24 protein-coding genes are annotated in these 23762 nt (G+C 51.5%); 10 read left to right on the top strand and 14 right to left on the bottom strand.

All coding sequences use genetic code 11. The annotated features are described in order from the left end of the window. Nucleotides 1-37: 37 nt before the first annotated feature. From H70357_RS06775 to dhaS, 3 genes are all read left to right on the top strand, one after another. On the top strand, nt 38-553 hold the full coding sequence (locus tag H70357_RS06775; RefSeq protein WP_038587224.1) for a hypothetical protein: 516 nt from the start codon (nt 38-40) through the stop codon (nt 551-553). A gap of 20 nt (nt 554-573) precedes the next feature. Beyond that, nucleotides 574-972: a hypothetical protein gene (locus H70357_RS06770; RefSeq protein WP_038587222.1), complete on the top strand. Its 399-nt coding sequence runs from the start codon at nt 574-576 to the stop codon at nt 970-972. 62 nt (nt 973-1034) lie between these two features. Then, nucleotides 1035-1610 (top strand): dihydroxyacetone kinase transcriptional activator DhaS, encoded by a 576-nt coding sequence (gene dhaS / locus H70357_RS06765; RefSeq protein ID WP_038587220.1) that lies wholly within the window; start codon nt 1035-1037, stop codon nt 1608-1610. A gap of 335 nt (nt 1611-1945) precedes the next feature. On the opposite strand, the gene H70357_RS06760 is transcribed toward dhaS, so the two are convergent. Further along, nucleotides 1946-3319, bottom strand: coding sequence for an IS110 family RNA-guided transposase (locus tag H70357_RS06760; protein ID WP_038584560.1), 1374 nt, complete (start codon nt 3317-3319; stop codon nt 1946-1948). Nucleotides 3320-3625: 306 nt separating this feature from the next. Here H70357_RS06760 and H70357_RS06755 point away from each other — a divergent pair, with 306 nt between their 5' ends. Together H70357_RS06755 and H70357_RS06750 are read left to right on the top strand one after the other, a co-directional pair. Then, nucleotides 3626-3982: an HIT domain-containing protein gene (locus H70357_RS06755; RefSeq protein WP_038587218.1), complete on the top strand. Its 357-nt coding sequence runs from the start codon at nt 3626-3628 to the stop codon at nt 3980-3982. Between the two features lie 142 nt (nt 3983-4124). After that, complete coding sequence (locus tag H70357_RS06750) at nt 4125-5705, top strand: oleate hydratase (protein WP_038587216.1); 1581 nt, start codon at nt 4125-4127, stop codon at nt 5703-5705. Between the two features lie 103 nt (nt 5706-5808). Here the strand turns inward: H70357_RS06750 and H70357_RS06745 are convergent, their stop codons facing one another. Beyond that, nucleotides 5809-6531: a DsbA family oxidoreductase gene (locus H70357_RS06745; RefSeq protein WP_038587213.1), complete on the bottom strand. Its 723-nt coding sequence runs from the start codon at nt 6529-6531 to the stop codon at nt 5809-5811. Between the two features lie 237 nt (nt 6532-6768). Here H70357_RS06745 and H70357_RS06740 point away from each other — a divergent pair, with 237 nt between their 5' ends. Continuing rightward, complete coding sequence (locus H70357_RS06740; protein ID WP_038587210.1) at nt 6769-7701, top strand: glycosyltransferase family 2 protein; 933 nt, start codon at nt 6769-6771, stop codon at nt 7699-7701. A gap of 205 nt (nt 7702-7906) precedes the next feature. After that, nucleotides 7907-9025, top strand: a complete 1119-nt coding sequence (locus H70357_RS06735; protein WP_038587207.1) for an FAD:protein FMN transferase — start codon at nt 7907-7909, stop codon at nt 9023-9025. A 129-nt stretch (nt 9026-9154) separates the two neighbouring features. Here H70357_RS06735 and H70357_RS06730 read toward each other — a convergent pair whose 3' ends face one another. The 8 genes from H70357_RS06730 to H70357_RS06695 form a co-directional block, all read right to left on the bottom strand. Further along, nucleotides 9155-9865 carry an HAD family hydrolase gene (locus tag H70357_RS06730; protein ID WP_038587204.1) on the bottom strand — a complete coding sequence of 237 codons (711 nt, stop codon included), beginning with the start codon at nt 9863-9865 and terminating at the stop codon, nt 9155-9157. Nucleotides 9866-9879: 14 nt separating this feature from the next. Next, entirely contained in the window at nt 9880-10362 is a 483-nt protein-coding gene (locus H70357_RS06725; RefSeq protein WP_231578386.1) for a GNAT family N-acetyltransferase, read from the bottom strand. A 116-nt stretch (nt 10363-10478) separates the two neighbouring features. After that, a complete protein-coding gene (locus H70357_RS06720; RefSeq protein ID WP_038587201.1) occupies nt 10479-10985 on the bottom strand; it encodes a metallophosphoesterase family protein in 507 nt (168 codons plus the stop codon). Nucleotides 10986-11152: 167 nt separating this feature from the next. Next, complete coding sequence (locus H70357_RS06715) at nt 11153-12361, bottom strand: anti-sigma factor (RefSeq protein ID WP_038587198.1); 1209 nt, start codon at nt 12359-12361, stop codon at nt 11153-11155. Beyond that, entirely contained in the window at nt 12354-12857 is a 504-nt protein-coding gene (locus H70357_RS06710; RefSeq protein ID WP_038587195.1) for a sigma-70 family RNA polymerase sigma factor, read from the bottom strand. The genes H70357_RS06715 and H70357_RS06710 overlap by 8 nt, the downstream gene beginning before the upstream one ends. 269 nt (nt 12858-13126) lie before the next feature. Next, nucleotides 13127-14413, bottom strand: coding sequence for an AAA family ATPase (locus H70357_RS06705; protein ID WP_038587192.1), 1287 nt, complete (start codon nt 14411-14413; stop codon nt 13127-13129). A gap of 1 nt (nt 14414) precedes the next feature. After that, nucleotides 14415-15866 (bottom strand): RtcB family protein, encoded by a 1452-nt coding sequence (locus H70357_RS06700; RefSeq protein WP_038587190.1) that lies wholly within the window; start codon nt 15864-15866, stop codon nt 14415-14417. A gap of 531 nt (nt 15867-16397) precedes the next feature. Further along, the gene (locus tag H70357_RS06695) at nt 16398-16658 is read right to left on the bottom strand and encodes a YqkE family protein (protein ID WP_038587188.1); all 261 of its coding nucleotides are present in this window, start codon (nt 16656-16658) and stop codon (nt 16398-16400) included. Nucleotides 16659-16748: 90 nt separating this feature from the next. Between H70357_RS06695 and H70357_RS06690 the strand changes: the two genes are divergently transcribed. Continuing rightward, a complete protein-coding gene (locus tag H70357_RS06690) occupies nt 16749-17093 on the top strand; it encodes a winged helix-turn-helix transcriptional regulator (protein ID WP_038587187.1) in 345 nt (114 codons plus the stop codon). A 43-nt stretch (nt 17094-17136) separates the two neighbouring features. On the opposite strand, the gene H70357_RS06685 is transcribed toward H70357_RS06690, so the two are convergent. Together H70357_RS06685 and H70357_RS06680 are read right to left on the bottom strand one after the other, a co-directional pair. Further along, nucleotides 17137-17640, bottom strand: a complete 504-nt coding sequence (locus H70357_RS06685; protein WP_038587185.1) for a GNAT family N-acetyltransferase — start codon at nt 17638-17640, stop codon at nt 17137-17139. A 13-nt stretch (nt 17641-17653) separates the two neighbouring features. Continuing rightward, nucleotides 17654-18514, bottom strand: a complete 861-nt coding sequence (locus H70357_RS06680) for an SDR family oxidoreductase (protein WP_038587183.1) — start codon at nt 18512-18514, stop codon at nt 17654-17656. 625 nt (nt 18515-19139) lie between these two features. On the opposite strand from H70357_RS06680, the gene H70357_RS06675 reads away from it, so the two are divergent. After that, a complete protein-coding gene (locus H70357_RS06675; protein ID WP_038587181.1) occupies nt 19140-19868 on the top strand; it encodes an MBL fold metallo-hydrolase in 729 nt (242 codons plus the stop codon). Between the two features lie 114 nt (nt 19869-19982). Here the strand turns inward: H70357_RS06675 and H70357_RS06670 are convergent, their stop codons facing one another. After that, nucleotides 19983-21332, bottom strand: a complete 1350-nt coding sequence (locus H70357_RS06670) for a PQQ-dependent sugar dehydrogenase (protein WP_231578385.1) — start codon at nt 21330-21332, stop codon at nt 19983-19985. Nucleotides 21333-21542: 210 nt separating this feature from the next. Between H70357_RS06670 and H70357_RS06665 the strand changes: the two genes are divergently transcribed. Next, nucleotides 21543-22637 (top strand): M24 family metallopeptidase, encoded by a 1095-nt coding sequence (locus H70357_RS06665; protein WP_038587179.1) that lies wholly within the window; start codon nt 21543-21545, stop codon nt 22635-22637. An 88-nt stretch (nt 22638-22725) separates the two neighbouring features. On the opposite strand, the gene H70357_RS06660 is transcribed toward H70357_RS06665, so the two are convergent. Further along, the gene (locus H70357_RS06660) at nt 22726-23451 is read right to left on the bottom strand and encodes a queuosine precursor transporter (RefSeq protein ID WP_038587178.1); all 726 of its coding nucleotides are present in this window, start codon (nt 23449-23451) and stop codon (nt 22726-22728) included. Between the last annotated feature and the right edge of the window lie 311 nt (nt 23452-23762).

Here is a 23762-nt window from a genome sequence, read left to right as displayed (position 1 = left end):
ATGGTACAATGTAGAGAAAATCAAGAAGGTGCTTTCAGTGTTCCACCCTACTGTCTTTGAGAATATTAAGGTTTCCTTAGAGAATCAGATCTATGACTATGATAATCTGGATGGAATTCTGGTAGTCACGAACCGTTCCGATCTGCTGGACCTGGCGTTGATGTCCAGGGAATTCACCCTCTCCTTCAAGCTGGCCGGCAGCAGCAAGGTAACAAGTGAACTGGTTCTCCACTCGTCGGTGAAGGATCTCAGTGATGAAATACTGGAAGTCCCGGATTCCGTTCCCGGCTGTAATCTACTGCTGCGTTTTCATTTGGAAATCGGGGATATCCCCACCCAATGCTCTGCTATCGAACAGATTCTCACCGGGATTTGGGGCCCGGAGCTTACTCCCGTGCAATCGCTAAGCTTCCCCTTCGGCAGCAATAGCGGCCTATACACCTGCTGCGTCTCTCTCGCATTCAAGAGACAAATTAATGAAGAGCAAATGGACGATCTGCCGGAGCTGCTCGAGTTTCTGCTTAGAAGCGCTGAGGAACTGGAGAAGGTCTAATATCACAGTGAGGTGAAGCCATGTTAAAGTTCCTGCCTCCCGCCAAAAGCAATCGCTGGTTCGTCTGGTACCTGATTTATACCTTGATTCTCTGGCTGCTGCTGGCTCTGCACCGGTTTCTGCTGCTCGGGGAAAACTTCGACCTTCCGGTCTTTGCCCGTTTTGCGGCGCTCGCCCTTGTAGTCTCCGGAATTCTGCACAGCTTCGGGTGGTTTGGCGCCAAGCTGGTATGGCTGATCAGCACCATTGGCATTGTTTTCGGACTGGGCACCATGTATCAATACACTTACCAGGACATGTCCGGCTGGGAGGATCTTGCGGGATTTCTGTCTTTGATCGTGTTTACAGCGGGCGGCTTCGTTCTGGGTCTTATCGTCGAAGGCAGTTATCTGCTGACCAGGAAGCTGCGGAAACCTTAGATCCACGGGGTCCACAGGCGAAACAATTGAATAATCCGAACAAATGATGAGGTGATATTGCCATGTCCACTTCCTATTTGACCAAAAAAGCGCTGGCCCAGTCGTTAAAGCACTTAATGGAGCACACCCCGCTCAATAAAATCTCGGTAAAGCATCTTGTCGACGATTGCGGGCTGAACAGGCAGACGTTCTACTATCATTTTCAGGATATTTTTGAGCTGCTGGGCTGGATTTACAAGACAGAGGCGGTAGAGAGCATTGCTGAGTACCGGAGCTACAACACATGGACGGACGGGTTCTACAGAATCTTTTGTTATATTGAGAGCAATAGAACCTTCTGCTGCAATACGCTGGATTCTCTCGGCAGATCCCACCTTGATGCTTATCTGTACGACGTGACCAACGGCCTGGTTATGGGCGTCATTCAGGAGCTGTCAAGCGGAATGGAGGTTAGTGCCGAAGACAAGCGGTTCATCGCCAACTTCTACACTCTCGCCTTTACCGGACTCATCATTCAGTGGATGCGCGACGGGATGAAGGATCAGCCGAAGCATATGATTGAGCAGCTCAGTGTGCTGATTGAAGGGAATTTTCTGAAGGCGCTGCATAAATACGAGAAGAAGCTGTCGTTACCTTAGGGTGCGCAGCTTTTTTGGAAATATAAGCGTACTATGTCAACAAGCTAAAACTGACTATAAAAGCAACTCAAACACACCTAACTCTTTGTTTTCCAAAAAATAGTTAGCAACTGACGAAGAGCGATGGACAGAACCGGAAGGTCTCGAACTTGAAAGGAAATAGCCTCGTGTTCAATCCTGTTATGCAATCTGGCTGAGTGCAGATCGAGATCTAACGTACAATTCGCATTAACAGGACGAGGTGGATAAGGCTTATTTACGAGGTCTGGGCCTCTAGAATTTAATCCGATCTTCCCTCAGTCCCAGACCCACCGGTTCAGTCATTTCAGGCTTGTTCAGGCAACATCCAGCGTAATGAAACAGCTAAAACGGAGCTTCTTATTGATCTCCTTGGCAAACGGACAAGAGGGCTTGGTGGAGAGAAAGGGCTTCTTGTCACGTAGCATCGCAAATGCAATTTTCAGCATCTTATTCCCCATAGCTACAAAAATGGAGCGAGGATGCTTCCCGCGGCTCTTTAACCGCTCGTAAAACGGTTTGAGATCCGGGTTATGCAGGCAGAGGCTTCGACCGGCTAAGTAGGCAACATAGCGCAAATGAGAGTTCCCTTGCTTGGAAATTTTTCCATAAGATCCGGCACTTCCGCCCGTTTGCTTAACGACGGGATTCGTTCCTGCTTTCTTAATCAACTGTCCGGCATGAGTGTAATGGGACACATCGCCAATCTCAGCGTAGAGCTCGGCTGCAGTGGAAACGCCAAGGCCTGGAACGGTAAGTAAAACCCGCCCGTCGGTCTGAAGCAAAAGGGCTTCGATCTCCTGCTCAAGCGTATCGATCTTAGCGTCAAAGGCGCGAAGATCCTGCAGCTTCATTCGCAGCAGAAGGAGTTCGGGACGAAGCGTTTGTTCGTCAGATGAGAGCGACTCCGCAGCCACCAGAAGGAGCTTGCGAATCGCAGCGACTCGAAGCTTCAGGTTATGCTGGATGGACAACCTCCGGAGTCCCGTTTCCCCCAGCTTACAAATCGCAGCAGGATGTGGATAGTGCTCCATGAAGAAAAGGGAGGCCTTTCCCCAAAAGTTGCTAAACACCTTGATTTTCCGAGCCCGCCCATTCTGATGGTCGGCATAGCCCTGAAATTCGCGCCAAACGATGTCCATGAGTGTTCGGATTTCCATCCGCAGAGTGGAGCGTTTGCGGATCTCCGAGCGTCTGGCCCGGGTGAGAACATGCAACTGCCGTTGAAGGCCCTCGGCCAAACGAAACTCGGTGGCTTTATTGCTCTTCAGCGCATGAGCGATAGCGACTAGATCGAGGTCATCGGTTTTACACCAGTTCAGCGCACTTGCCCGCTCTTCGAAAGTCGTATACGCGTTGAGAATCTGGACGAGGTAGCCTTGCTTGGCCATTTCTCTAACGATATCTTCATAGTAATGGCCAGTAGCTTCAATTCCTAAAAACAGGCGTACGGCCCCAGTGGAGGCCACCGCTTGTTCGATGGCATGGTATAGAGTCTGCATGCCGGATTGATTGACGGAAAAGAAAAAGGGTTTTGCAAGGATGTCGCCGAAATAATTGCAGATCAGGGCTTTTTGGTGGAGTTTGGCCGCATCGATAGCAACGATGAGGACCTGCTCCAGGTTAACACCCCGTAGTTGTTGACTGAACTTGGTTCCCTTTAAGCCTTGAATGTGTAGGGATTTCCCCATGCGACTTCAACCTCCTGTGGTAGGGTAGGTACGATTGAAGCTCTTTGTCAGGTGCTTCTTTCTTCGATAGTCGCTGGGGATTTTCCTTTTCTACAAGGATTATATATTACGCCAGAATTTATATGTTTCACACGATAACTTATCCTTCTATTTCTCGCTGAAACGGATACCGTCCTTTTGAGGACGGCAAAGCCGTTTCCACTTGGCTAATTGGATCCAGTTGGCAATCTATTGGGCAAGAATAGCAGAAACGATGCGGAATTTAAGACTTTGAAGTGAAAAATATGCAAAAATCAGGAGGCCACCATGACAGAGGACTTTTATTGCGATGAGGTATTGAACGGCAAAACCCAGGTACATAAAGTGCTGGAGACAGAAAATGTGCTAGCCTATTATCATACGAAACCTTTTTATCCCGTGCATATTGTAGCTATCCCCAAAAAGCATATCTCCTCACTTCTCACCCTTGAAGAAGAGGACACTGAATTATTTCTTGAGTTAATTGGCGTTATCAAGCAGGTCGCCGCCATGGTAACGCAAGAGCACGGAGCTTGCAGAGTTCTCACGAACTTAGGCAATTATCAGGATTCCAAGCACCTGCATTGGCATATTGCCTTTGGCGACCCGCTCAGATCACCTTCCTTCCCTGTAGAACCTTGTTAATTACTGTAAAAAAACTATACACTTTGCCTAAAGTGACCAAAATCCATACACTCTGGCGGTTTTGATTATACCTTCTGGACCGGCCTAGGGTTACATTAGGGTTAGCAACAGCAATCAGCAACCCTATGGAGGCGAGTATTCAGTGAAAAGAGAGTACGGTAACCAACAGGTTTATTTTGTCGGAGGCGGGATTGCATCCCTTGCGGGTGCGGCATACCTCGTCAGAGACTGCGATTTTCCGGGAAAGAACATCCACATTATTGAAGAGATGAAGATCCTCGGCGGCAGCAATGACGGCGCAGGCAGTGTAGAGCATGGATATGTCATTCGCGGCGGACGGATGCTCAACGATGAAGCCTATGAGAATTTATGGGAGCTTCTCAACACCATCCCTTCGATCGACCATCCGGGAAAGTCCGTCCGGGAAGAAATTACCGAATTCGACGACGCCAACCCTACCCATTCCAACGCCAGACTGGTGAACAGCAAGGGTGAAGTTGAAGACGTATTGTCGATGGGGTTCGATATGGCCGACCGGCTGGCAATGGGCAAGCTGATTATTACACCAGAGGAAAAGATGGGCAAGGCCCGGATTAACGACTGGTTCGCTCCGCACTTTTTCGAGACGAATTTCTGGTATATGTGGGCGACCACCTTCGCCTTCCAGCCTTGGCACAGCGCCATTGAGTTCAAAAGATACATGCTGCGCTTTATTCACGAATTCCCAAGAATTCAAACGCTCGAAGGTGTCACCCGCACACCTTATAATCAATACGATTCGATCATCCTTCCGCTGCACAAATATCTGGAGCCGTTCGGTGTAGACTTTACGCTGAAATGTACAGTAACTGACCTACAGTTCAAAGACGGCGACGGCATCACCGTCACGAAGATGAACGTGCTGCGTCAAGGCGTGGAAGATGTCATTGAAGTGAAAGATGGCGATCTGGTTATCGTCACTAACGGCTCCATGACCGAAGGCTCCAGCCTCGGTTCGATGAGCACCGCACCGCGTCTCAACGGCAAAGGCAGCTCGTGGAAGCTCTGGGAGAACATTGCCGCCAAAAAACCTGGCCTCGGCAATCCATCTTCCTTCGACGATCATGTCGACGGCTCCAAGTGGGAATCGTTCACCGTTACGTTCGAAGACTCCAAATTCTTTGATCTGATGGAGAAATTCACACGCAACCGGGCCGGCACCGGCGCACTCGTCACCTTCAAGGATTCGAGCTGGTTCATGTCCGTAGTGCTGGCGTTCCAGCCGCATTTCCGCGATCAGCCTGAGCATGTTACGGTATTCTGGGGCTATGGGCTGTATCCTGACAAGGTAGGCGATTTCGTCAAGAAGAAAATGAGCGACTGTACCGGGGCAGAAATCATGGAAGAGCTGATCGGACATCTGCACTTTGAAGAGCATAAAGCTGAGATTATGGCAACCGCCAACTGTATCCCGTGCATGATGCCGTATATTACTTCCCAGTTCATGCCGAGACTCGGCAGCGACAGACCACTGGTCGTGCCAGAGGGCTCTACCAACCTCGCATTCGTCGGTCAATATTGCGAAATTCCAGACGATGTGGTGTTCACCGAGGAATATTCCGTCAGAGCGGCCAGAATCGCCGTCTACACCCTGCTCGGCATCAACCGTCCGGTTGAGCCAATCAATCAGTACCAGTATGATGTTCGGACATTACTTTCGAGCCTTGTGACTTCATTAAGATAATAAAATCATAGATAATCAAGAAACCTCTCCCTTGATCACGCAAGGGAGAGGTTTCTTTGTGCATTGACTAACTATGGGGTTATATGGACCCTAACGAGCTCAATCAGATGCTGCAAGAACCGTCATCGCAGCCTTCGGCATCCGGTGCTTGTGACTGTGGTTTGCCGACAACCTGCAGTACCGGAGCGCTCTTCTCCTCCGCCCATACTGTCTCCAGCACCTCGGAAAATACCGGGCCGGGCTGTGCACCGGATACCGCATATTTATTGTTGAATACGAAGAAGGGGACGCCGGTAATGTTCAGGCGTTGCCCTTCTTCAATATCTTCATTCACTTCAGCCGCGTAGGCATCGCTTTCCAGCATCGCTGCGGTTTCGGCAGCGTCCAGTCCAACCTCGCCGGCCAGCGAAACCAGAACACTGCGCTCTCCAATATTAACCGTATCGGTAAAATAAGCGCGCAGCAGCCGCTCGGTCATTGCCGCTGCCTTTCCTTGAGCAGCGGCATAATGGCTCAACCGGTGGCTGTCGAAGGTATTGGTATGCACCACCGTATCGAAGTTGAACTCCAGGCCGACACCTCTGGCTTGCTCCGCCAGCTGTTCGTTCATCGCTTTGGCCTTCTCGCGGGTCATGCCGTATTTGGCGGCCAGCTGATCATGAATATCCCTGCTTGCATCTGCACGGGCATTCGGATCCAGCTGAAAGCTGCGGTACACCACTTCCACCTTGTCGCGGTCAGGAAATTGGCTCAGCGCGTGTTCAAGCCGTCTTTTGCCGATATAACAGAACGGACAGGCGTAATCGGACCATATATCTATTCTCACATTGAATTCCTCCTAATGGGATTGTGAATACATTGATATTACCATTAACAAATAATACGTCACTTACAATTATATAGTTAAAAACCAAAAAACACAAATGCTAAATAAAAGTAAACGAAAGTGGTATATACGCCCTACTTATGGGGGAGTAAAATTAGATCAACACGTACTTTCGGTGCTTTACATCATTACTACTATTACTAGCGGACGATAGGCGTCCCAGAAGGAGCCAGCGGCATGCATGATGTGTCTATAGTAATTCCCACGCGCAACCGGATCAGCGATCTTACGCTGTGTATTGAATCCATCGGCAGGCAGACAGAGCTGGAAGACGTCTCGATCGAGCTATTGATTGTTGATGATGGCGATATTGAGGAGAATGTCCTGGACTATTTGCGCAAGGTGCTGGCGCAGATGCCAAGTGCTGAGCTGCGTTATTACCGCAAAACCAAACCTGGCGTCTGGCTCTCCCGTTACGAAGCGCTGAACCTGATCGACGGAGACATTGTGCTCAGCTTCGATGATGACGCCGAGCTGGATGATCCGCTGTATATCCGCCGGATGCTGGACACCTATGCGGCCGATCCGGCGATTGTCGGAGTAGGCGGCATCGCCAAAGGCCTCTCCAGCAGCAAATCCGGCAAGCTGCTCGGCGTGCTTACCTGCCAAATGTCGGCTTCGCCCGGCAGACTGTCGGCCAGCACGCTGGCAGGCTCACTGCTGCTCTGGGGAGAAACGGAGGATACCTTTGAAACGGATTTCTTCCACGGCTGCAATATGTCTTTCAAACGTGAGGCGTTGAGGGATATGAAACCTTACCCCTGGATGACCAGCTATGCCGTGGCTGATGATATTTATATGTGCCATCTGGCCAGCAAATACGGCAAGCTTGTAATCAACCCGGATATGAAGATTACCCATCATGAATCCCCAAGCTCCCGTGATAAAGCGGGACGCGTCGCCCGTGCAACCGCGGTGAACCATTATTACCTGCTCAATCTGCGCAAAGCCCCGGTGAAGAACTACGTTGCCCTGCTGTGGACGCTGACTTATTTGGCCGGCAAATCAACTCTGAAGCGCAACTTCAATGCGGTTTCAGGCTATATCAGCGGCATCCTCTTTGTACTCAATCCCCGCAAGAATAAATACAGCGAATATATGCTGGACTAACGCTCTCCACACAAACTTCATAATGGACAACAGCAGAAACACCTGCCTGCCCTTTCGGGAAGCGGGTGTTTCTGCTGTTTCTGCGGACTGCTTCTTCCGATCTTCTTAATCCGCAAAATGTCATGAAATTAGTATCCATTGCCATTCTTTCTGGGGTATGATAGTAAAGATGAGTTCAAGAAACTACTTTTATGGATGGTGGAATATGTTTAAAAACAAAAAAACGGCGATAATTCTGGTCGCTCTCGTCATCATTATCGTTGCCGTTGCCGGCATCTGGATGCTTACAGGCAACAAGGATAAAGACGCTGCCAGTACCTCCGATACCTCAGGCGGTGCAAAAGTTTCGGAACAAGGCGGAACGAAATCCCTTGAGCAGACTTTTTACATTTATGATACGGTCGTTAACATTAAGGTCTTCGGCGATCATGCCGAGCAGAAAAATATGGACGACATTCAGGCCATGCTGGAACGGATGGATATAGAGTTCAGCCGCACTAAGGAAAATGGAGAAATCTACGCGGTCAACCAGGCAGCAGGTAAGGAAGCTGTTACTGTCTCAGACGAAACTCTGGACATCGTCAAGCTTTCGATTAAATATGCCGAAGAGATGGACGGGCTGTTCGATCCGACGATTGGGCCGCTGGTGGATCTGTGGAAAATCGGCAACGGCGGCGAGCAGGTTCCTCCGCAAGCAGATATCGAACAAGCCAAGAGCCTGACCAATTACAAGGACATTATTGTTGATGAAGCCGCGAAGACCGTGAAGCTGGCTAAAGAAGGCATGGTGCTCGATATGGGCGGAATCGGCAAAGGTTATGCCGCTGACCGGATCGCCGATTATTTGAAGGAGCAAGGTCTGGACAGTGCGATGATCAACCTCGGCGGCAGCAGCATCATTGCCCTCGGCAACAAGCCGAATGGATCGCAGTGGAACATCGGCCTGCAGGACCCCGATAAGACCCGCGGCACACAGCTGGGCACTATCAAGATTTCCAATGAGGTCATCGATGCTTCCGGCGTTTATGAGCGTTACTTCATGCAGGATAATATTCGCTATCACCATATACTTGACCCGCGTACAGGATTCCCTTCCCAGAACGGCTTAAAGAGCATTACGATTATGAGCCCGAACGCAACGGATGCGGATGCCTTGTCCACCGGCGTATTCCTGATGGGGCTTGAGGAAGGCATGGCCTACCTTGAAGCTCTGCCGGAGGACGTGGAAGCCTTCTTCATTACCGATGACAACAAAATCTATGCCACTTCAGGCATTAGAGAGAGACTGCAGCTCACGGATCCAACGTATAGCTTTGCGGAGTAACTAAGAAGAAGAAGATAAGGGGCATTCATAATCCGAAGCCTATATACCCTTGTCTTTCGGAACCATAGAACGAATAAGCGGCGGAGCTGAGGCTCCGCCGCTTATTTTGTATTCCGTATCGCTTACTCCTCAGATCAGCGGAAGCTCGCTGAATTCTTGGTAACTGGCAAAGGTGAAGCTTGGGCTATGACCGGTTCCCGGCTGTCTGCCGCGCGGATTGTACCAGCATACTTTCCAGCCTGCTGCAAGCGCGCCAACTACATCATTGTTCCAGGTATCTCCGACATACAGCGAGTTCTCCGCTGTTGTTCCGCTCACGCGGTTAACATGGGCAAAGATCTCCGGGTCCGGCTTGGCCAGCCCAACGGCATCCGAGATGAAGATCATCTCTTCCGAAATCAGCTTGTCGATGCCAAGTCCGCGCAGCTTGCTCATCTGGTGAGCCTTCGGGCCATTGGTGATAATCCCCACCTTGTGCCCAAGAGCGATGAACCGCCGCAGCTGCTCTTCTACACCGTCTATGAACTGAATGGAATACTGCCGGCCAATGTAGGACGCCTGAACTTGGGCTGCCTGCTCCCGGCTAAGGTCCATCCCGTATTCGGCAAAAGCCAGCTCCAGACGCTGCACCCGTGTCTCCTCCAGCTCAAGCTCGCCCCGCAAATACTTTGGCCAGAGCTGGTCACTGTGATGCCTCACTTTATAAAATAGCTCCGCATAGTCCAGACTGTCCTCATCCGGGGCCAAAACCTCGCGTACCGCTTCCCGGAAAGGCACCAAATGATCGTACAAAGTATCATCCAAATCAAAAAAAACCGCCAGTTTATTGCTGTTATCCACATTAACGCCCCTTACTATTCCTGCTTGGTATTCAAAAATAGATTATAAGTGTAGAACTCATCATCCCGGACATAGCCTTTCGCAACGTATAGACGCTGCGCAGTAGTATTATCTGTCATCGTAGTCAAGGTCAGCCCTTTGCTTCCAGTGCTCAAAGCGAACTCCCGGGCACCGTCCAGCAGTAAGGAGCCCAAACCCTGTCCGCGCAGCTCCGCGGCCACATACAGATCATTCAGTATCCAGAGCCGCTGCATGCTCACCGAGGAGAAGGATGGATAGAGCTGGGCAAACCCTCCGGCCTCCTTATTAGCGCCGTTCCCCGTTACAGCCATCCAAATTGCGGACTCATCCGCCTCCAGTCTGGCTTTCAGGAAAAACTGGACTCCTTGAAGATCGGAAACCTGGCCATAATACACGCGATATTCATCAAACAGCAGAGCAATCTGTTCAAGGTCTTCAAGGCCAGCACGTTCCAAACGATACTCCGGCATCATCATTCCAACTTTCCGGCAACAGCCAATAATAAGATGTATACATTATTTTAAAAGTTCAGCTGCCAGGTGAACATGGAGAGAATGCATTTTAGTTTGGACAATGCTTCCTATTTCCTTACTTAGTCCCTGGAGTCATAGAAGACATGCCGGGCACTGATTATGCCGTCTTCGATGTCCAGCAGCCCGAATGAATACTGCTTCTCCCGCCGCTTGTCGGTCGGTGATCCGGGATTAAACAGCAGAATACCGTTTTCCCTGCGCATCAGCGGCTGATGAGAATGACCGAATAGAATGCAGTCCACCTCATCGCCTTCAAAAGCGAGCAGTGCATTCCCGTCCGTACCTTTGCGCGAATACGGGGCATGTCCGTGGATCATCCCGATACGCACACCTTCCAGCGTAATGATCTTGCGCTCTCCGAACCGCTGAATAATCTCGGCTCCATCATTATTGCCGGCAATTCCCTCGACCGTCGCGAGCTGCGACAGCATTTCATAGATCTCCAGCGCCACCCAATCGCCGAGATGCAGAATCTGGTCAACATGGCGGAATTCCGCCACAAGCGCCTGCGGCAGCGACTTCGCATTCCGTGACATATGCGTATCCGATACAACTCCTATTTTCATCAGCTTCAGCTCCTAATCCCCATATTGCCCGCGCAAGTATCGCAAGCAGCCATAATCATTAATATTCTGCTAATTGTACGATTTGCGCGTGGGAGAAGCAAGTAAACCGGTTGTTTCCCTTAAGCGATCGAGTCCAAAATGCATGATTACCTCTATAGTTCAGTTCCCTATTCCCGCCAGTTCCACAGCCGAACTTCCCCAATCCGGATATTGCTGATCCATGTATCCTCCCGGAGCTTCAGGAGCTCCTTTACCGGACCCGTAACAACAACTCCATACAGCTTAACGCCGTGCTCCCCGAGATAACTTATGGATTCATCCAGATTAATGAATGGGGCTACGTTGTTTGATATTTTTTTATGCTGCTGCATTAGCCGCAAGGTATCCATGAAGTTCTCCTCACGCAAAGCGCCGTCCCCGTAGGATTCAACAGGTGGAGAGACCGAACTGCTTGAAGTCACCTTGCTGAACCAGCCCGATTTCTCTTCCGAGATCTTTGTTACCTTCATGTCATCGGCATGCCACAGCGGTGTATAAGGAAATCCAAGGGGAGTGCCGGCAAAGCGTTCACGCGAGAATTGACCGGCATCTGCAGCGAACCACACAGGCAGCAGATTCAATGGCTCCAGCTTCTTCAGCAGCTCATCCGTTGTGTATAACCGGTCTAAAGACAGATAAGCTTCAGCCACGGTGCCCTCGTGAAGCTTCTCCAGCATCCGCCACTCCACCCCGTCGCTGCGCAGACTGCCTGAGTTCTTCCCTGTTTCCGGGTATTGAAAGTAATAATTCCCGCCACTCCGTTCATCCGTCCAGGAGAACTTGCCTACACCGCCCAGCCCCAGCAGAAACGGAGTGGAGTAGCTTCCCACATCCACCGTTTCCCCGCCGATTTGCTTCAGCAGCTTACCTGACATTTCCATTCTGAAAAAGAACTTCGTGTTGCTGCTCAAATGGACAATCGTATTCGGGCGGGAGACAGCTACCGCTGAAGATACTACATCACTGTAAGTCTCCCCCCGGCCACCGGTACTATAGAACACTGCAGTGATGATACCGCTGATGATCCAAAATGCCAGAAATGCCGCCAGTACAGTAAACGTATTGGCTATTCGCGCCCTCCATTTGCCGCGGCGTATAATGCCCTTTTCCCTGCCGGACGCAGATTTCCTCTTTCTTTTTCCCTTACCCTTGCTCTTGCCGTCGGAGAGATCTACCTCCTGATGTTCAGACATGTGGTCTTCCCGTTCCATCAGCTCATCCACATAGACCTGATAGGCCTCCAGCTTCTCCAGCTCTTGCTCCAGTTCAGTCCGTTCCTCTTCCGGCAGCGTCCCCTCGCTGTACTTCCGCAGCTTCTCCTTGAACTCCTCACTCATGCCTGCTCCTCCTCCGCTCTGCCTCCCGCAGCCGCTGTCTGGCGCGGAATAACAATATTTTATATTGAGACAGCCCCACATCCATGATCTCCGCCGCTTCCTTGTAAGACATTCCGTGAAAATCGTACAACAGCAGCGCGTGGCGCTGCCCCTCCGGCAGGCTGTCTACAGACAGGGCCATCTCTTCCAGACGTTCCTGCCGCAGCAGGGTGCCTTCGGTCGTATCCGGATGGGCCAGCTCATTGAAATAACCCGCTTCTTTGGTGACACTCCGGCTCTCTTTCCGCTTGTAATCCACAAAAGCATTATAGGCAACGCGGAACAGCCACGGCTTGATGGTGTCTTCACGGCAATTCTCCAGGTACAGATAAGCCCGGTAAAAAGTCTCCTGCATTAAATCTTCGGCCACATGGTGATCATGACAGAGGGAGCGCAAATAGCGGTAAATATCCTGAACATAACTCTCATAAAGATCATCCAGCGAATTTGGCTTCATTCCCTCCCCCCTTACTCTAACCACGTATAAGATTGGAAAAAGTTACATGGTCAGGATAATAATTTTTGCTGATTAAACAGGTGAGGAGCAAAAGGCCAATCAGATATTCATCCAAGATGAATCAATCACGATAACCCGGTCCATCGATGCAAAAAATACCGCGTACAATCTTTCGGTAGGCAGACGGGTGCCCTAACCAAGATAATGAAACGCAAATACAAAAAGATAGCCCGGTGTCTCCAGGACCCGGGCTTCTTTGCCAAATAAAATCAGTAAAATCCAATCGTGGACGAGCCGTCCTTCATCCATTCGCGCTTGCGTCCTTTGTCCAGCTCCCCGCGCATTCCGCGGACAAGCGCCTCCACATCGGCTCTGCCGTTCTCATGCCATTCCAGTGCCGCACTGACATACAGCTCGCCAAGCTGGGTCAGGGAGAAATCTCCGGTCAAGCGTGCGGCCAGGTCAACTCCCTCATCACCGGCAAAGGTGGAGAAGCCGCGCAGCCGCAAATACTCCAGCCTTAGCTCCTCATTCGGCATTTTGATCTCATAGGCCCGGTCAAAACGTCCGGCGCGGTTCATCAGTCCGGGATCTATCTTTTCCGGATAGTTGGTCGTGCCGATCAGAAAGATACCTTCCTTAGAGGTCGCCCCGTCCAAAGTATTCAGGAAAAAGGATCTGACCTCCTGCGGCATAGAGTCGATATCCTCAATCACCAGCACCATCGGTGCCAGCCGGGCTGCGGCTTCAAACACCTCGCCTACCGACTCGCTGCTTGTATATTCGGTGATCTGCCAATAGATCACCGGTCCGGGCACACTTCCGGCGATGGACTTGACGAGCGTCGTCTTGCCGTTTCCCGGATGCCCGTAGAGCAGAATCCCCCGTTTATAAGGGATGTCATAGGTCACATAGAAGCTGCGGTCAGAATCGAAAAACTGGTCGAGCGAGCGGTAGATTTCCTTTTTGATCGCGACATCCAGCACCACTTCCTCCCGTCCGACAGAACGGGTGATTGGCTCATCTTCCCGGAAAATACCGTTGCGCCGATCGGTGAACACCGTCACCTTATTGATATTCTGCTCCCGCTGCCGCGTGCGCACATTGCTCAGGAAAGCCTGCAGCTGCGCGTCGGAGGCGGCAAATACAAAATCCTGAAAGTTAATGCCGTTCTCCTGAAATACGGGCACGCGTGCCAGCGCCACGCCCATTGCAGGATAAGCCAGCACATTGTTGCGGATCGACAGGTGAATATTATATTCCGGCTGCTCCTTGTCATCGTCGTAGACAAAGGTACGGTCCTCCAGCCGGTCAAATATCCGCGCCACATGCTCTACTCCGGGGTTGCCGGACTGCACATCATTCTCCAGCAGCTTCCAATACTCACTGTTGGGGTCGTCGCTGGCGTACAGCTCATAGCGGACACCATAGCGGGCATAAAGAGCTTCAAGGATACCGTCTACTAGGCGGGCGTAGACGTCGTACCCTTTGATCATGCCACTCGTGCCTCCATCGTATTCGTAAATCACAGCCTGTTTCTTGCACTCCTGCTCCATCCTATTTGGTCCCCTTTATCGCTGCGAGCGGCTTGCACTTGGCCACAACGGCAGCCAGGCCGGCGCCCGTAACGCTTTCTATGATCTCATCTACATTCTTATAGGCTTGGGGAGATTCGTCAATGATAGATTCCAGGGAATGCTGGTTTACTACAATCTCATCTTCTTTGCCTACCTTTAGCGACTGGGAAAATTCATGAACAGACACCAGCCGTTTCGTTGCCGTGCGTGAACGGATCCGCCCTGCACCGTGGCAGATGGAATAAAAGTTCTCTTCTCCGCCGGGCTGGCCGACCATGATATAAGAGGCGGTGCCCATTGAGCCGGGAATCAGCGCCGGGTGACCGGTCGCGGCATAAGGCCGCGGATTGTCCGGATGCTGAGCCGGCAAGGCACGGGTAGCCCCCTTGCGGTGCACAAATTTGGTCCCCGAAGAGGTCTCTTCCTTCCAGGCATAATTGTGCATCAGGTCATACAGGGTGCGCAGCTCACATTTCGTGCCGAACACCTCACGGAACGCTTCGCGGACACCGTAGGCGATCAGATGCCGGTTCACGACAGCGTAGTTCAAGGCGGAGTACATCAGATTAACATAACGCTGGCCTTGCGGATGTTCCAGCGGGGCAAAGATCAGGCGCGGATCGGCGCTGCCAAGTCCTAGCTGCCCCATCACCTTGGCGAAGGCCGGGGTGCAGAACTGGTTGACCATGCCGCCCCAGGCCCGTGAGCCGGAATGGATCATCACGGCAACCTGCCCGTCCTGCAGCCCCCAGGCTTCCGCCACCTCCCGCTGTTCCTCCGCAATCTCAATCGCCTGAATCTCGACGAAATGATTGCCTCCTCCAAGGGTACCCAGCTGGCGGTGTCCGCGGTGCCAGGCCATATCGGGCAGCTCATTCAGGATCTCCTCGTCAAACGCCAGCTTGCTGATCTCCACATGGGAAAGCGCGCTTGATTTCTTCGGAGTGTAGCTGTCGGGCACATATTTGTTCGGCAGCCCGTGCAGCCCCTTGCGGACCACATTCTCCAGCCGGATATCGCTGTAATGGCCCCGCTGCTGCGCCTCCATCGGCAAATATTTCTCGATGGCGCGGACCAGCTTTCTCCGCAGCTTAACCTCACGCAGATCATCCTTGTGCAGATTGGTGAGATGCACGCGCATTCCGCAGCCGATGTCGCTGCCCACGATAGAGGGCGACACATATCCTCCTGCCGCATCCCATACCGCAGTTGTGCCGATGCAGGTGCCGACGCCTACATGCACATCCGGTGTATAGCTCATATATTCAATATTCGGGATTTGCAGGTTGTTGTTCGCCATTTCCATAACCTTATAGTCCAGTGTGGCAAATAATTGCCCGCTGGCATAGACCTTCAGGTCGCCTCCCGGAAGAGCCACCCGGTGTTTATATTGCGGCTCATCGAAGCCCGCTTGTTGTGAATTACTATTCATAAGTTATTTTCAATTCCTCTCAAGTTCGTTAATAAGTTAAATTAAATTATCTTTCCGTTCGTGAAATCTTTAGTGTTTCAGGTACGCAAAAAAAGCCGCAGATCAGTTCTGATCCACGGCTCCTGAAGAGCTAATCATTGCTTCAAAATTACCTAACATAATTTAAAGCTTACCCATGTGTGCAAGAATGCGACAGGATGAGCCAAGGGCACATCATGTCTCCCGGACGAAGGCGATGAGATCAGATGGTTCATATGCGGTTGTAATGTGGCAAGGCAACAATTCCAGTACAATAGTTCCAATCATGGCCCATCGGCCTCCCTTCTCTAAATGATAAACCCAATAATATATGGCTCTGCTGCAGATTGTCAACCCTAATATTGGAAGTCCTGTCCGCCAGGCTGCAAAAAAACCGCAGAATCTACTGAATTCTGCGGCTCACCTGTGTAAAAAATACATCAAAAGGACTATTTCCCCTGCACGCAAAAAAAGAAGACACCCTCCCAGGCGCCCTCTTCATAGGTTATTTGTTTACTTGAATTTATGCCAATCCTGTTTGCTGTTCTCCAGCAAATGGGCAAAATCATTCTCCAGCCGCTTCTGCTCGGCTTTCCGCTGATCCTCTACCGCTTTGCGGGCTGCCTCTTTCTTGTCATTCTCCTCGGCTTTGAGCGCATCGGACTGCGCCTTCAGCTTGTCAAGCACATCACTGCTGAGGAGATCCCGGAGTGTTGCCGGAGCATCCGATGCAGCGGGACGTGGAGCAGGGGTTATTTTCTTTTTTTTGGCCATGTAGCTCATCCTTTCGGGCATTGCATGTAGTTCAAATTTGTTTTAGTTATAGGTCTTTTCGTTTATAATGTTCAGTAAGAGGTGAGCCTTATGAAATCCCTAGATTTGTGTCCAAAGTTACAGAAAAGCATGGAAATCATCGGCAGACGTTGGACAGGCTTAATCATCTATCAGCTCCTTCAGGGACCACAGCGCTTCAGTGTTATCGAGTCTTCTCTGCCCGTCAGCGGCAGACTCTTGTCCGAACGGCTTAAGGAACTGGAGCTGGAAGGCATTGTCCTCCGCGAAGTATTTCCCGAGACACCCGTAAGAATTCAATACTCCTTGACGGATAAAGGGCGGGCGCTGGAATCGGTCATCCGTGATCTGCAGGAATGGTCGGAATCCTGGATTGAATCGGAAGGCTGCGGGCCTGAAGGAATTCCTCCAGAGTAAAGGTTAGCCTTCACATACTGCACAAACAATGGTGCGCTGCTCCTTACAGCTTGCGGCCGATAATGACCAGATCACGTTGAATGCCGTCCATTTCAGCAACTCCAGGCAGCAGTCCCCATTGTTCAAAACCAAATTTCCGCAGCAGAGCCAGGCTTGGCTCGTTGTGGCCGAATACAAAACCAACTAAATTCTGAAGACCAAGGCGCGGGCATTCTTCCAGTGCCTTGGTCAGCAGGATACTCCCGGCACCGCTGCCGCGGAACTTCCCGCTTACATATACACTGACTTCTGCGGTTCCATTATAGGCGGGACGGCCATAGAACGACTGGAAGCTGAACCAGGCGGCAACCTCGCCGTCCTGCTTCAGTACCCACAGCGGGCGATGATGGCTGTTATGCTCATGGAACCAGTGCAAGCGGTCCTCCACCCGAACCGGCTCCAGGTCAGCAGTAACCATCCGTCCGGCTACCGTCGAATTATAAATCTCCACAATTGCCCCTAAATTCTCTAGTGTTGCATCTTCAATGCTGTAATTGTGCCAAGCCATTCTTCAGATCCTCCTAAAAGTTGTGTAAGCCCTTGTCTGCTCCGGTCTGTTCCAGGCTCCACTGCCACAAACGTTCGGCATCTTCCTGATTCAGTGCCCTCGGTGACAGCTCTTTGATCTTTCGGCGGTAATAATATTGTCCGGTCACTCCCAGCAGCTCCGGCGCCGTCGCGAGATAGATTGCCGTGTCCGCCCCCTGCTCGGGTGTCAGGAAGAAATAGGATAACAGCTTCAGCACCGAGCGGCCAAAGCCTGTCTCCCGGTTAACCCCGATACTGGTCCCCACAGCACCCGGATGTACAGCATTGACCGTAACTTCCGTGCCCTGCAGGCGCTTGGACAGCTCTCTCGTAAAAAGGATATTGGCCAGCTTGGAACGCGCGTAAGCCTTGGCCGGATTGAAACCGCGCGACAGAGTATGATCATTCAAATACAGCTTTCCGATCTTGTAGGCCCCGGAAGCAACGACCACGATCCTGCCTTGCTCTGCCGCCTTTAGCTGATCCAGCAGCAGACGGGTCAGCAAGAAGTGTCCCAAATGGTTCACCCCGAAGTCCTGCTCGAAGCCGTCCGCCGTAAGCTCACGTCTAACGGCCACTACACCGGCATTGTTAATCAATACGTCGAGTATGAGGTGGCTCGCCTTGAATTCCGCTGCAAACCCGCGGATGCTCTGAAACGAAGCCAAATCGCATAACATCAGCGTGATATGGTCAGATCCGCTTTCCCGCTTGGCTTCCGCCAGCGCCTCTTCCCCGCGCTTGCGGCTGCGGCAGGCCATCACCACCGTTGCTCCCTGGCGGGCCATTTCAATCGTCGTTGCCAATCCCATCCCGGAGTTGCCTCCGGTTACAAGCACCGTCTTTCCATTCATGGCCAATCCCCTCTCTAGCAACCTGCCAATTACAACTGCCAGCCTGGCCTTTCCACAGCATATGTTTTAAGATTATGTTACATCAAATCAGGTGTACAAGAAAAGCCTTTCAGTACATATGGCTATTCAGCTGTGTGAATCGCTCGTCCAGATTGCTGCAGTCCTGTAATTGTATCCTTATTTGAATAGGATACGGCGTCAATCGAATGGAGTAAAGCATAAGTCAGCCAGCAATCAGCATCTAGCGGCTCAGACTGTCTCGCGGACTCAGGAGACGTTATTTTGTACAAAAAGAACTCCTGACTCTTCGAACGGACACCAGCGCCGCTATCTCATTGAAAATGGGTGGGTTAGCCTGTTTTCCAGGCAAATAAGGGCTATGCAGTCCGCGTACAGTGCTGGTCATGGGATTTGAGCCAAATAAAGAACATACAGTCCGCCGAGCAGAAACAGCACCAAAACCATGCTCATGGATATACGATTGGCGGGTTACGCAACGCATGCGGAGAAAGGCGAGGTCATCCTGCTGGCTCCGGACCGCAAGGTCCCGAACGGAACGCCGATTGCTAACTGAGAAAACTTATATGGAGGTGAATTCCGGGAATCCTATTCCCGGAGCTGAACTATGAATATTGGCCCAAATGTTATCGTACTGACTGTCCCCATGATCTCACCCGTAATGGGCCCTACCAAGATTTATCCGGTGCTGCTGAAAGATGGGGAGGACTTGACCCTCATAGACACCGGCATGTTCGGCCAATATGATGCTCTGCTGCAAGCTATAGAGCAAGCGGGCGAACAGCTTTCCAGCATTAAACGCATCATCCTTACTCATCAGGATATTGATCATATCGGCAATCTCCCTTTGCTCGTGCAGAAGCTCCCCGGCGTTGAGCTATTCGCCCATCCGGGCGATATTCCGGCAATCACGAACAGCCAGCCGATGCTGAAAATGAATCCGCAGCGGGTCGCGCAGATGCCGCAGGCATTTCAGGAGCAGTTCCATGCGTTTCTGGAGCAGCTGGCACAGCTCGGCAGCTTCACGGAGCTGCATGACGGCCAGCGGCTGCCGTGGGGCGGCGGCATCGAAATTATTCATACCCCCGGCCATACGCCGGGGCATATCTGCCTTTATGTGCAGGAACAAGCGCTGCTGCTGGCAGTCGATGAGCTGCTCGTCGTAGACGGACAGCTGACCGGACCGGCAGAGTCGGCCACACCGGACATGCCACAGGCGCTGCGCAGCCTGCACAAGCTGGAAGGACGGTTAATCCAGTCCGTCCTCTGTTACCACGGCGGACTCTACGACGGCAGTCCGCAGGAGCTTATCAACCAATTGACGGATGCGCTCTAACAGAGCATGTCCGGCTTATAGTCCAGACATAAATCAGGCCCGCAAGTAGAGTAATCTACGAGCGGGCCTGATTTTTTATCATGATGGGATATCAAACGAGGAGCGGCACTAGGCTCATTTCCAGTTTGGCTTCAGGGCAATCAGCTTGTCGTCATTGTTTCCGGGCTCGCCCCTGCCATCCCGGTTATTCGTCATTACATATAAGGTACCATCCGGACCCTCGGCCACATTGCGGAGCCGTCCCCATTTCTCCTGGAATAATGCTGTTGCCTTAGTCTTCCCCCCTCTGGACGACGGGGAAATCCACAGCAGCTGTTCTCCGGCCAGCCCGGCAACCAGCAGTTCGCCGCTCCATGGACCCTGTGTAATAAAAGCCATTCCCGACGGAGCCCAGGTTTGGCTGCCGCTATGCAGGAGCGGAAGCCTCAGACTCACCTCACCTTTGCCTGCGGTTTCATCGCCCTCAATAAGCGGCCAGCCGTAATTGGCGCCTGCCTCAATGATATTGATTTCATCATGGCTGGACTGGCCATGCTCCGAGCTGTAAAGCACTCCAGTGTCCGGCTGCCAGGCCAACCCTTGCGGGTTGCGGTGGCCCCAGCTGTAGACGGGAGAATCCGGCCAAGGGTTATCCTGCGGGATGGACCCGTCAAGGGAGATTCGCAGGATTTTTCCGCCCAGACTGTCTTTATCCTGTGCCAGCTCCGGCTTATATCGTTCACCGGCAGTGACGTACAGATATCCGTCCGGTCCTACTTTAATCCTGCCGCCGTTATGATTGATGTCTCCAGGGATGCCATCCAGCATCACCTTGTTAATCTCCGCTTTGCCGCTGCTGATCTTGAGCCGCAGTACACGGTTCTGCACTCCGCCGTCTGTATGGAGATAGGAATGGTAGACGTAGGCATACCCGCTTTTTTCAAACGCCGGATCCAGCGCAAGTCCCAAGAGACCGCCCTCCCCCTTGCTGACAAACGGCGCAAGAAGCTCCAGCAGCGGAGCCTTTCTCAGTTTACCATTCTCAATCACCCGCAGGCTGCCGGGCCGTTCAGTAAAAAAAATCCGCCCATCCGGAGCAAATGCCATTTCCCAAGGGACATTCAGCCCCGTTGCTACTGTTTGAGCTGTATAGGGGAAGGATGCTTTGGACTTTACAGAAGCTGTTGTTGCAGGATCCTCGGATACTGTAAATGGGGTTGGTTCTGCAGAGGGAGCGGGACCCGGTGAGACCTGCGCCTCTGCCTGCTGACCCGATTTTCCATCCGCAGTATTATTTGACGGAGAAACCAGGGATGGATCTGCGCTCTCTGCAGGGTTTTCCGAGAGGTGCGGCCCTGCACTCTTCAGCGTTTCCCCCGCATTACTGGTTTCGGAAGAAGCTGTGCAGGCTGACAACCCTTCTGTCAGCAGGATCAACATACAGCACCCTAGAAGGCTGTGGTGGACTTTTCTTTTGCCGGACATGGCTGTCACCTCCTGAAAGAATATATGAACACTGGCTTCAAAGCTTGTTATGTTCAGTCTGCAATCAATTTGGGCAACTATTACCCGGCCTTGCGGTTCGCTAAACCCTTTGGTCAAGCAAATCTACAGAGACGTGCACCCTGCCGGCTAATGATCTATAATGAAAACATTGCTTTTTTTTATCGTGATCACGAAAGGGGAACACCTGAAATGAATGAGGCTCTACAAAGTTTGGCTGGGGGAATGGCGGGAGAAGGGCTGGACGCTCTGCTCGTCACCGATCCCAAACATGTCTACTACTTGACCGGGTTTGCCAGCAATCCGCATGAACGTTTTCTTGGCCTGCTGCTGATTCGCGGAGAGGAGCCCGTCCTGATTGTTCCGGCACTGGATGCCGAAGCAGCTCATGCGGCTTCCTCCGTCACGACGATCCTGACACACAGCGATACCGATAATCCGTATGAGCTGCTAAAGTCGCAATTTGGCGGCAAAACACCTGGAACACTCGGTATAGAGAAAGAGCATTTCTCCGTAAGCCGGTATGAGCTGCTCGCCGATTCTGTGCCTGCAGCGCAATTTAGCGATATCGGTCCCCTGCTCCGGGCGATGCGCGCCAAGAAGACACCGGAGGAAGTCAGCCGGATGAAACATGCCGCCGAGCTGGTGGAGGAGGTTCTGCGCCGCGGTCTAAAACATGTGAAAAGCGGAGTCAGCGAAATTGAGCTGGTAGCCGAGCTGGAATATCTGATGAAAAAGGTCGGCGCCTCCGGTCCTTCCTTCGACACTATGGTCCTCAGTGGTTCTAACACTGCCCTTCCGCATGGTGTGCCGGGAGACCGCATCATCCAGCCGGGTGATTTCCTGATGTTCGACCTTGGCGTATATGCCGCCGGGTATGCTTCCGACATCACACGGACCTTTGCCGTGGAGGAAGCGGACAGCAAGCTGACCGAAATCTACAACACGGTGCTGGCCGCTAACCTGGCAGGCATTGCCGCTTCCCGAGCAGGAGCTACCTTCGGCTCAGTGGACCGGGCAGCGCGTGAAGTGATCGAAAATGCGGGGTACGGGGAATATTTCATGCACCGTGTCGGCCATGGACTTGGCATGGATACCCATGAGTATCCTTCCCTTCACGGTTTAAATACGGATATTATCGAGAACGGCAACGTATTCACCGTGGAACCGGGCATCTATGTGCCGGGCGTAGGCGGTGTACGTATTGAAGATGATGTCTTTATTACAGCAGAAGGTCCCGTAACGCTGACCAGCTTCCCGAAAGAGCTGACTATCCTCCATTTGTAACAGCATTCCAATATAAGATATGTCCATCAAAAAAAGCAGTGAGCCGACCCCATAACGGGAGACTCACTGCTTTTTTTATGGTCACAATCTATGAAATGCTGCGGCTTTCCGCATCCTTCAGGGCCGGCTCTTCCTCTTCAGCAAACTTAAAGGAGCGGGCAATGTAAAGGATTGGCGTGCCTGCACCGGTCAGCAGGAATTTCACTACGTAGGTAGTCAGCAAAATTTCGATCCACACCTGTATATCGAATCTGCCGGCAAACGCAATGGTGCAAAAAATCAGCGTATCAACAAATGAGCTGATCATCGTACTGCCGTTGGAGCGGATCCAAAGCTGGCGCGAGGTGCTGTAGTATTTGCGGATCCACGAATACAGGCGCACGTCGAGGAACTGGCTGATGAAATAGGCAGCAAGGCTTCCCAGCGCCAGACGCGGCATCAGTCCAAAGATCGTTTCCAGCGAGGTCTGGAAAATGGGATCTCCCTGCGGTTTGAACACCAGCGCCATCTGCATAATCACCGTAGTCATCAGCAGGGTGAAAAAGCCGAACCATACGGCATTGCGCGCTTCCTTCCGCCCGTACCGTTCATTAAGCAAATCGCTGGTCATATACAGCGTTACATACATCGTATTGCCCAGCGTCATCACGATGTCCAGCGGCATGGCAATCGTCTTGGCCACTTGAATATTGGCGATGACCGTAGCAACTCCAACCCAGGCATACAGCCCCTTTTTACCAAAGAGACGGTAACAGAGCAGAAATAGGCCGAAGTTGACAATAACGAACAAAATTCCCCACAACAAATTAAACATTTTTCTATACTTCCTCCTAGTTTTGGTTACGCGGGATGGTTACGAACCGCGGATATTTTGTTTATTGGAACAAAACATTAATACTCTACCATATAAAAAGCTAACATTCTATGAGAATTTTAAATTTTCAGAAAAGAAGAATGTTGTCACTTATTTTCGGTAAATAAATGGTTCATTCGACAATTATTCATATTTTTCTGAAAATATGCGTTATAATTCAATTTTTTCACTATTCAACCGGAGGTTAATTCTATAGAATAGTTATCAATCATATCCCCGGAACGATAGCCTGATATATGACCAACATCAAT

The organism is Paenibacillus sp. FSL H7-0357 (assembly GCF_000758525.1).
Taxonomy (GTDB): domain Bacteria; phylum Bacillota; class Bacilli; order Paenibacillales; family Paenibacillaceae; genus Paenibacillus_AQ.
Note: the sequence above shows the minus strand (reverse complement) of the source record. Positions and strands in the feature narration are given on the sequence as shown.

Coding starts and splice junctions, on each gene's coding strand:
- H70357_RS06770 (WP_038587222.1), top strand. CDS start 574: ATGTTAAAGTTCCTGCCTCCCGCCAAAAGCAATCGCTGGTTCGTCTGG.
- dhaS (WP_038587220.1), top strand. CDS start 1,035: ATGTCCACTTCCTATTTGACCAAAAAAGCGCTGGCCCAGTCGTTAAAG.
- H70357_RS06760 (WP_038584560.1), bottom strand. CDS start 3,319: ATGGGGAAATCCCTACACATTCAAGGCTTAAAGGGAACCAAGTTCAGT.
- H70357_RS06755 (WP_038587218.1), top strand. CDS start 3,626: ATGACAGAGGACTTTTATTGCGATGAGGTATTGAACGGCAAAACCCAG.
- H70357_RS06740 (WP_038587210.1), top strand. CDS start 6,769: ATGCATGATGTGTCTATAGTAATTCCCACGCGCAACCGGATCAGCGAT.
- H70357_RS06735 (WP_038587207.1), top strand. CDS start 7,907: ATGTTTAAAAACAAAAAAACGGCGATAATTCTGGTCGCTCTCGTCATC.
- H70357_RS06725 (WP_231578386.1), bottom strand. CDS start 10,362: ATGATGATGCCGGAGTATCGTTTGGAACGTGCTGGCCTTGAAGACCTT.
- H70357_RS06720 (WP_038587201.1), bottom strand. CDS start 10,985: ATGAAAATAGGAGTTGTATCGGATACGCATATGTCACGGAATGCGAAG.
- H70357_RS06715 (WP_038587198.1), bottom strand. CDS start 12,361: ATGAGTGAGGAGTTCAAGGAGAAGCTGCGGAAGTACAGCGAGGGGACG.
- H70357_RS06710 (WP_038587195.1), bottom strand. CDS start 12,857: ATGAAGCCAAATTCGCTGGATGATCTTTATGAGAGTTATGTTCAGGAT.
- H70357_RS06705 (WP_038587192.1), bottom strand. CDS start 14,413: ATGGAGCAGGAGTGCAAGAAACAGGCTGTGATTTACGAATACGATGGA.
- H70357_RS06700 (WP_038587190.1), bottom strand. CDS start 15,866: ATGAATAGTAATTCACAACAAGCGGGCTTCGATGAGCCGCAATATAAA.
- H70357_RS06695 (WP_038587188.1), bottom strand. CDS start 16,658: ATGGCCAAAAAAAAGAAAATAACCCCTGCTCCACGTCCCGCTGCATCG.
- H70357_RS06690 (WP_038587187.1), top strand. CDS start 16,749: ATGAAATCCCTAGATTTGTGTCCAAAGTTACAGAAAAGCATGGAAATC.
- H70357_RS06685 (WP_038587185.1), bottom strand. CDS start 17,640: ATGGCTTGGCACAATTACAGCATTGAAGATGCAACACTAGAGAATTTA.
- H70357_RS06680 (WP_038587183.1), bottom strand. CDS start 18,514: ATGAATGGAAAGACGGTGCTTGTAACCGGAGGCAACTCCGGGATGGGA.
- H70357_RS06675 (WP_038587181.1), top strand. CDS start 19,140: ATGAATATTGGCCCAAATGTTATCGTACTGACTGTCCCCATGATCTCA.
- H70357_RS06670 (WP_231578385.1), bottom strand. CDS start 21,332: ATGTCCGGCAAAAGAAAAGTCCACCACAGCCTTCTAGGGTGCTGTATG.
- H70357_RS06665 (WP_038587179.1), top strand. CDS start 21,543: ATGAATGAGGCTCTACAAAGTTTGGCTGGGGGAATGGCGGGAGAAGGG.
- H70357_RS06660 (WP_038587178.1), bottom strand. CDS start 23,451: ATGTTTAATTTGTTGTGGGGAATTTTGTTCGTTATTGTCAACTTCGGC.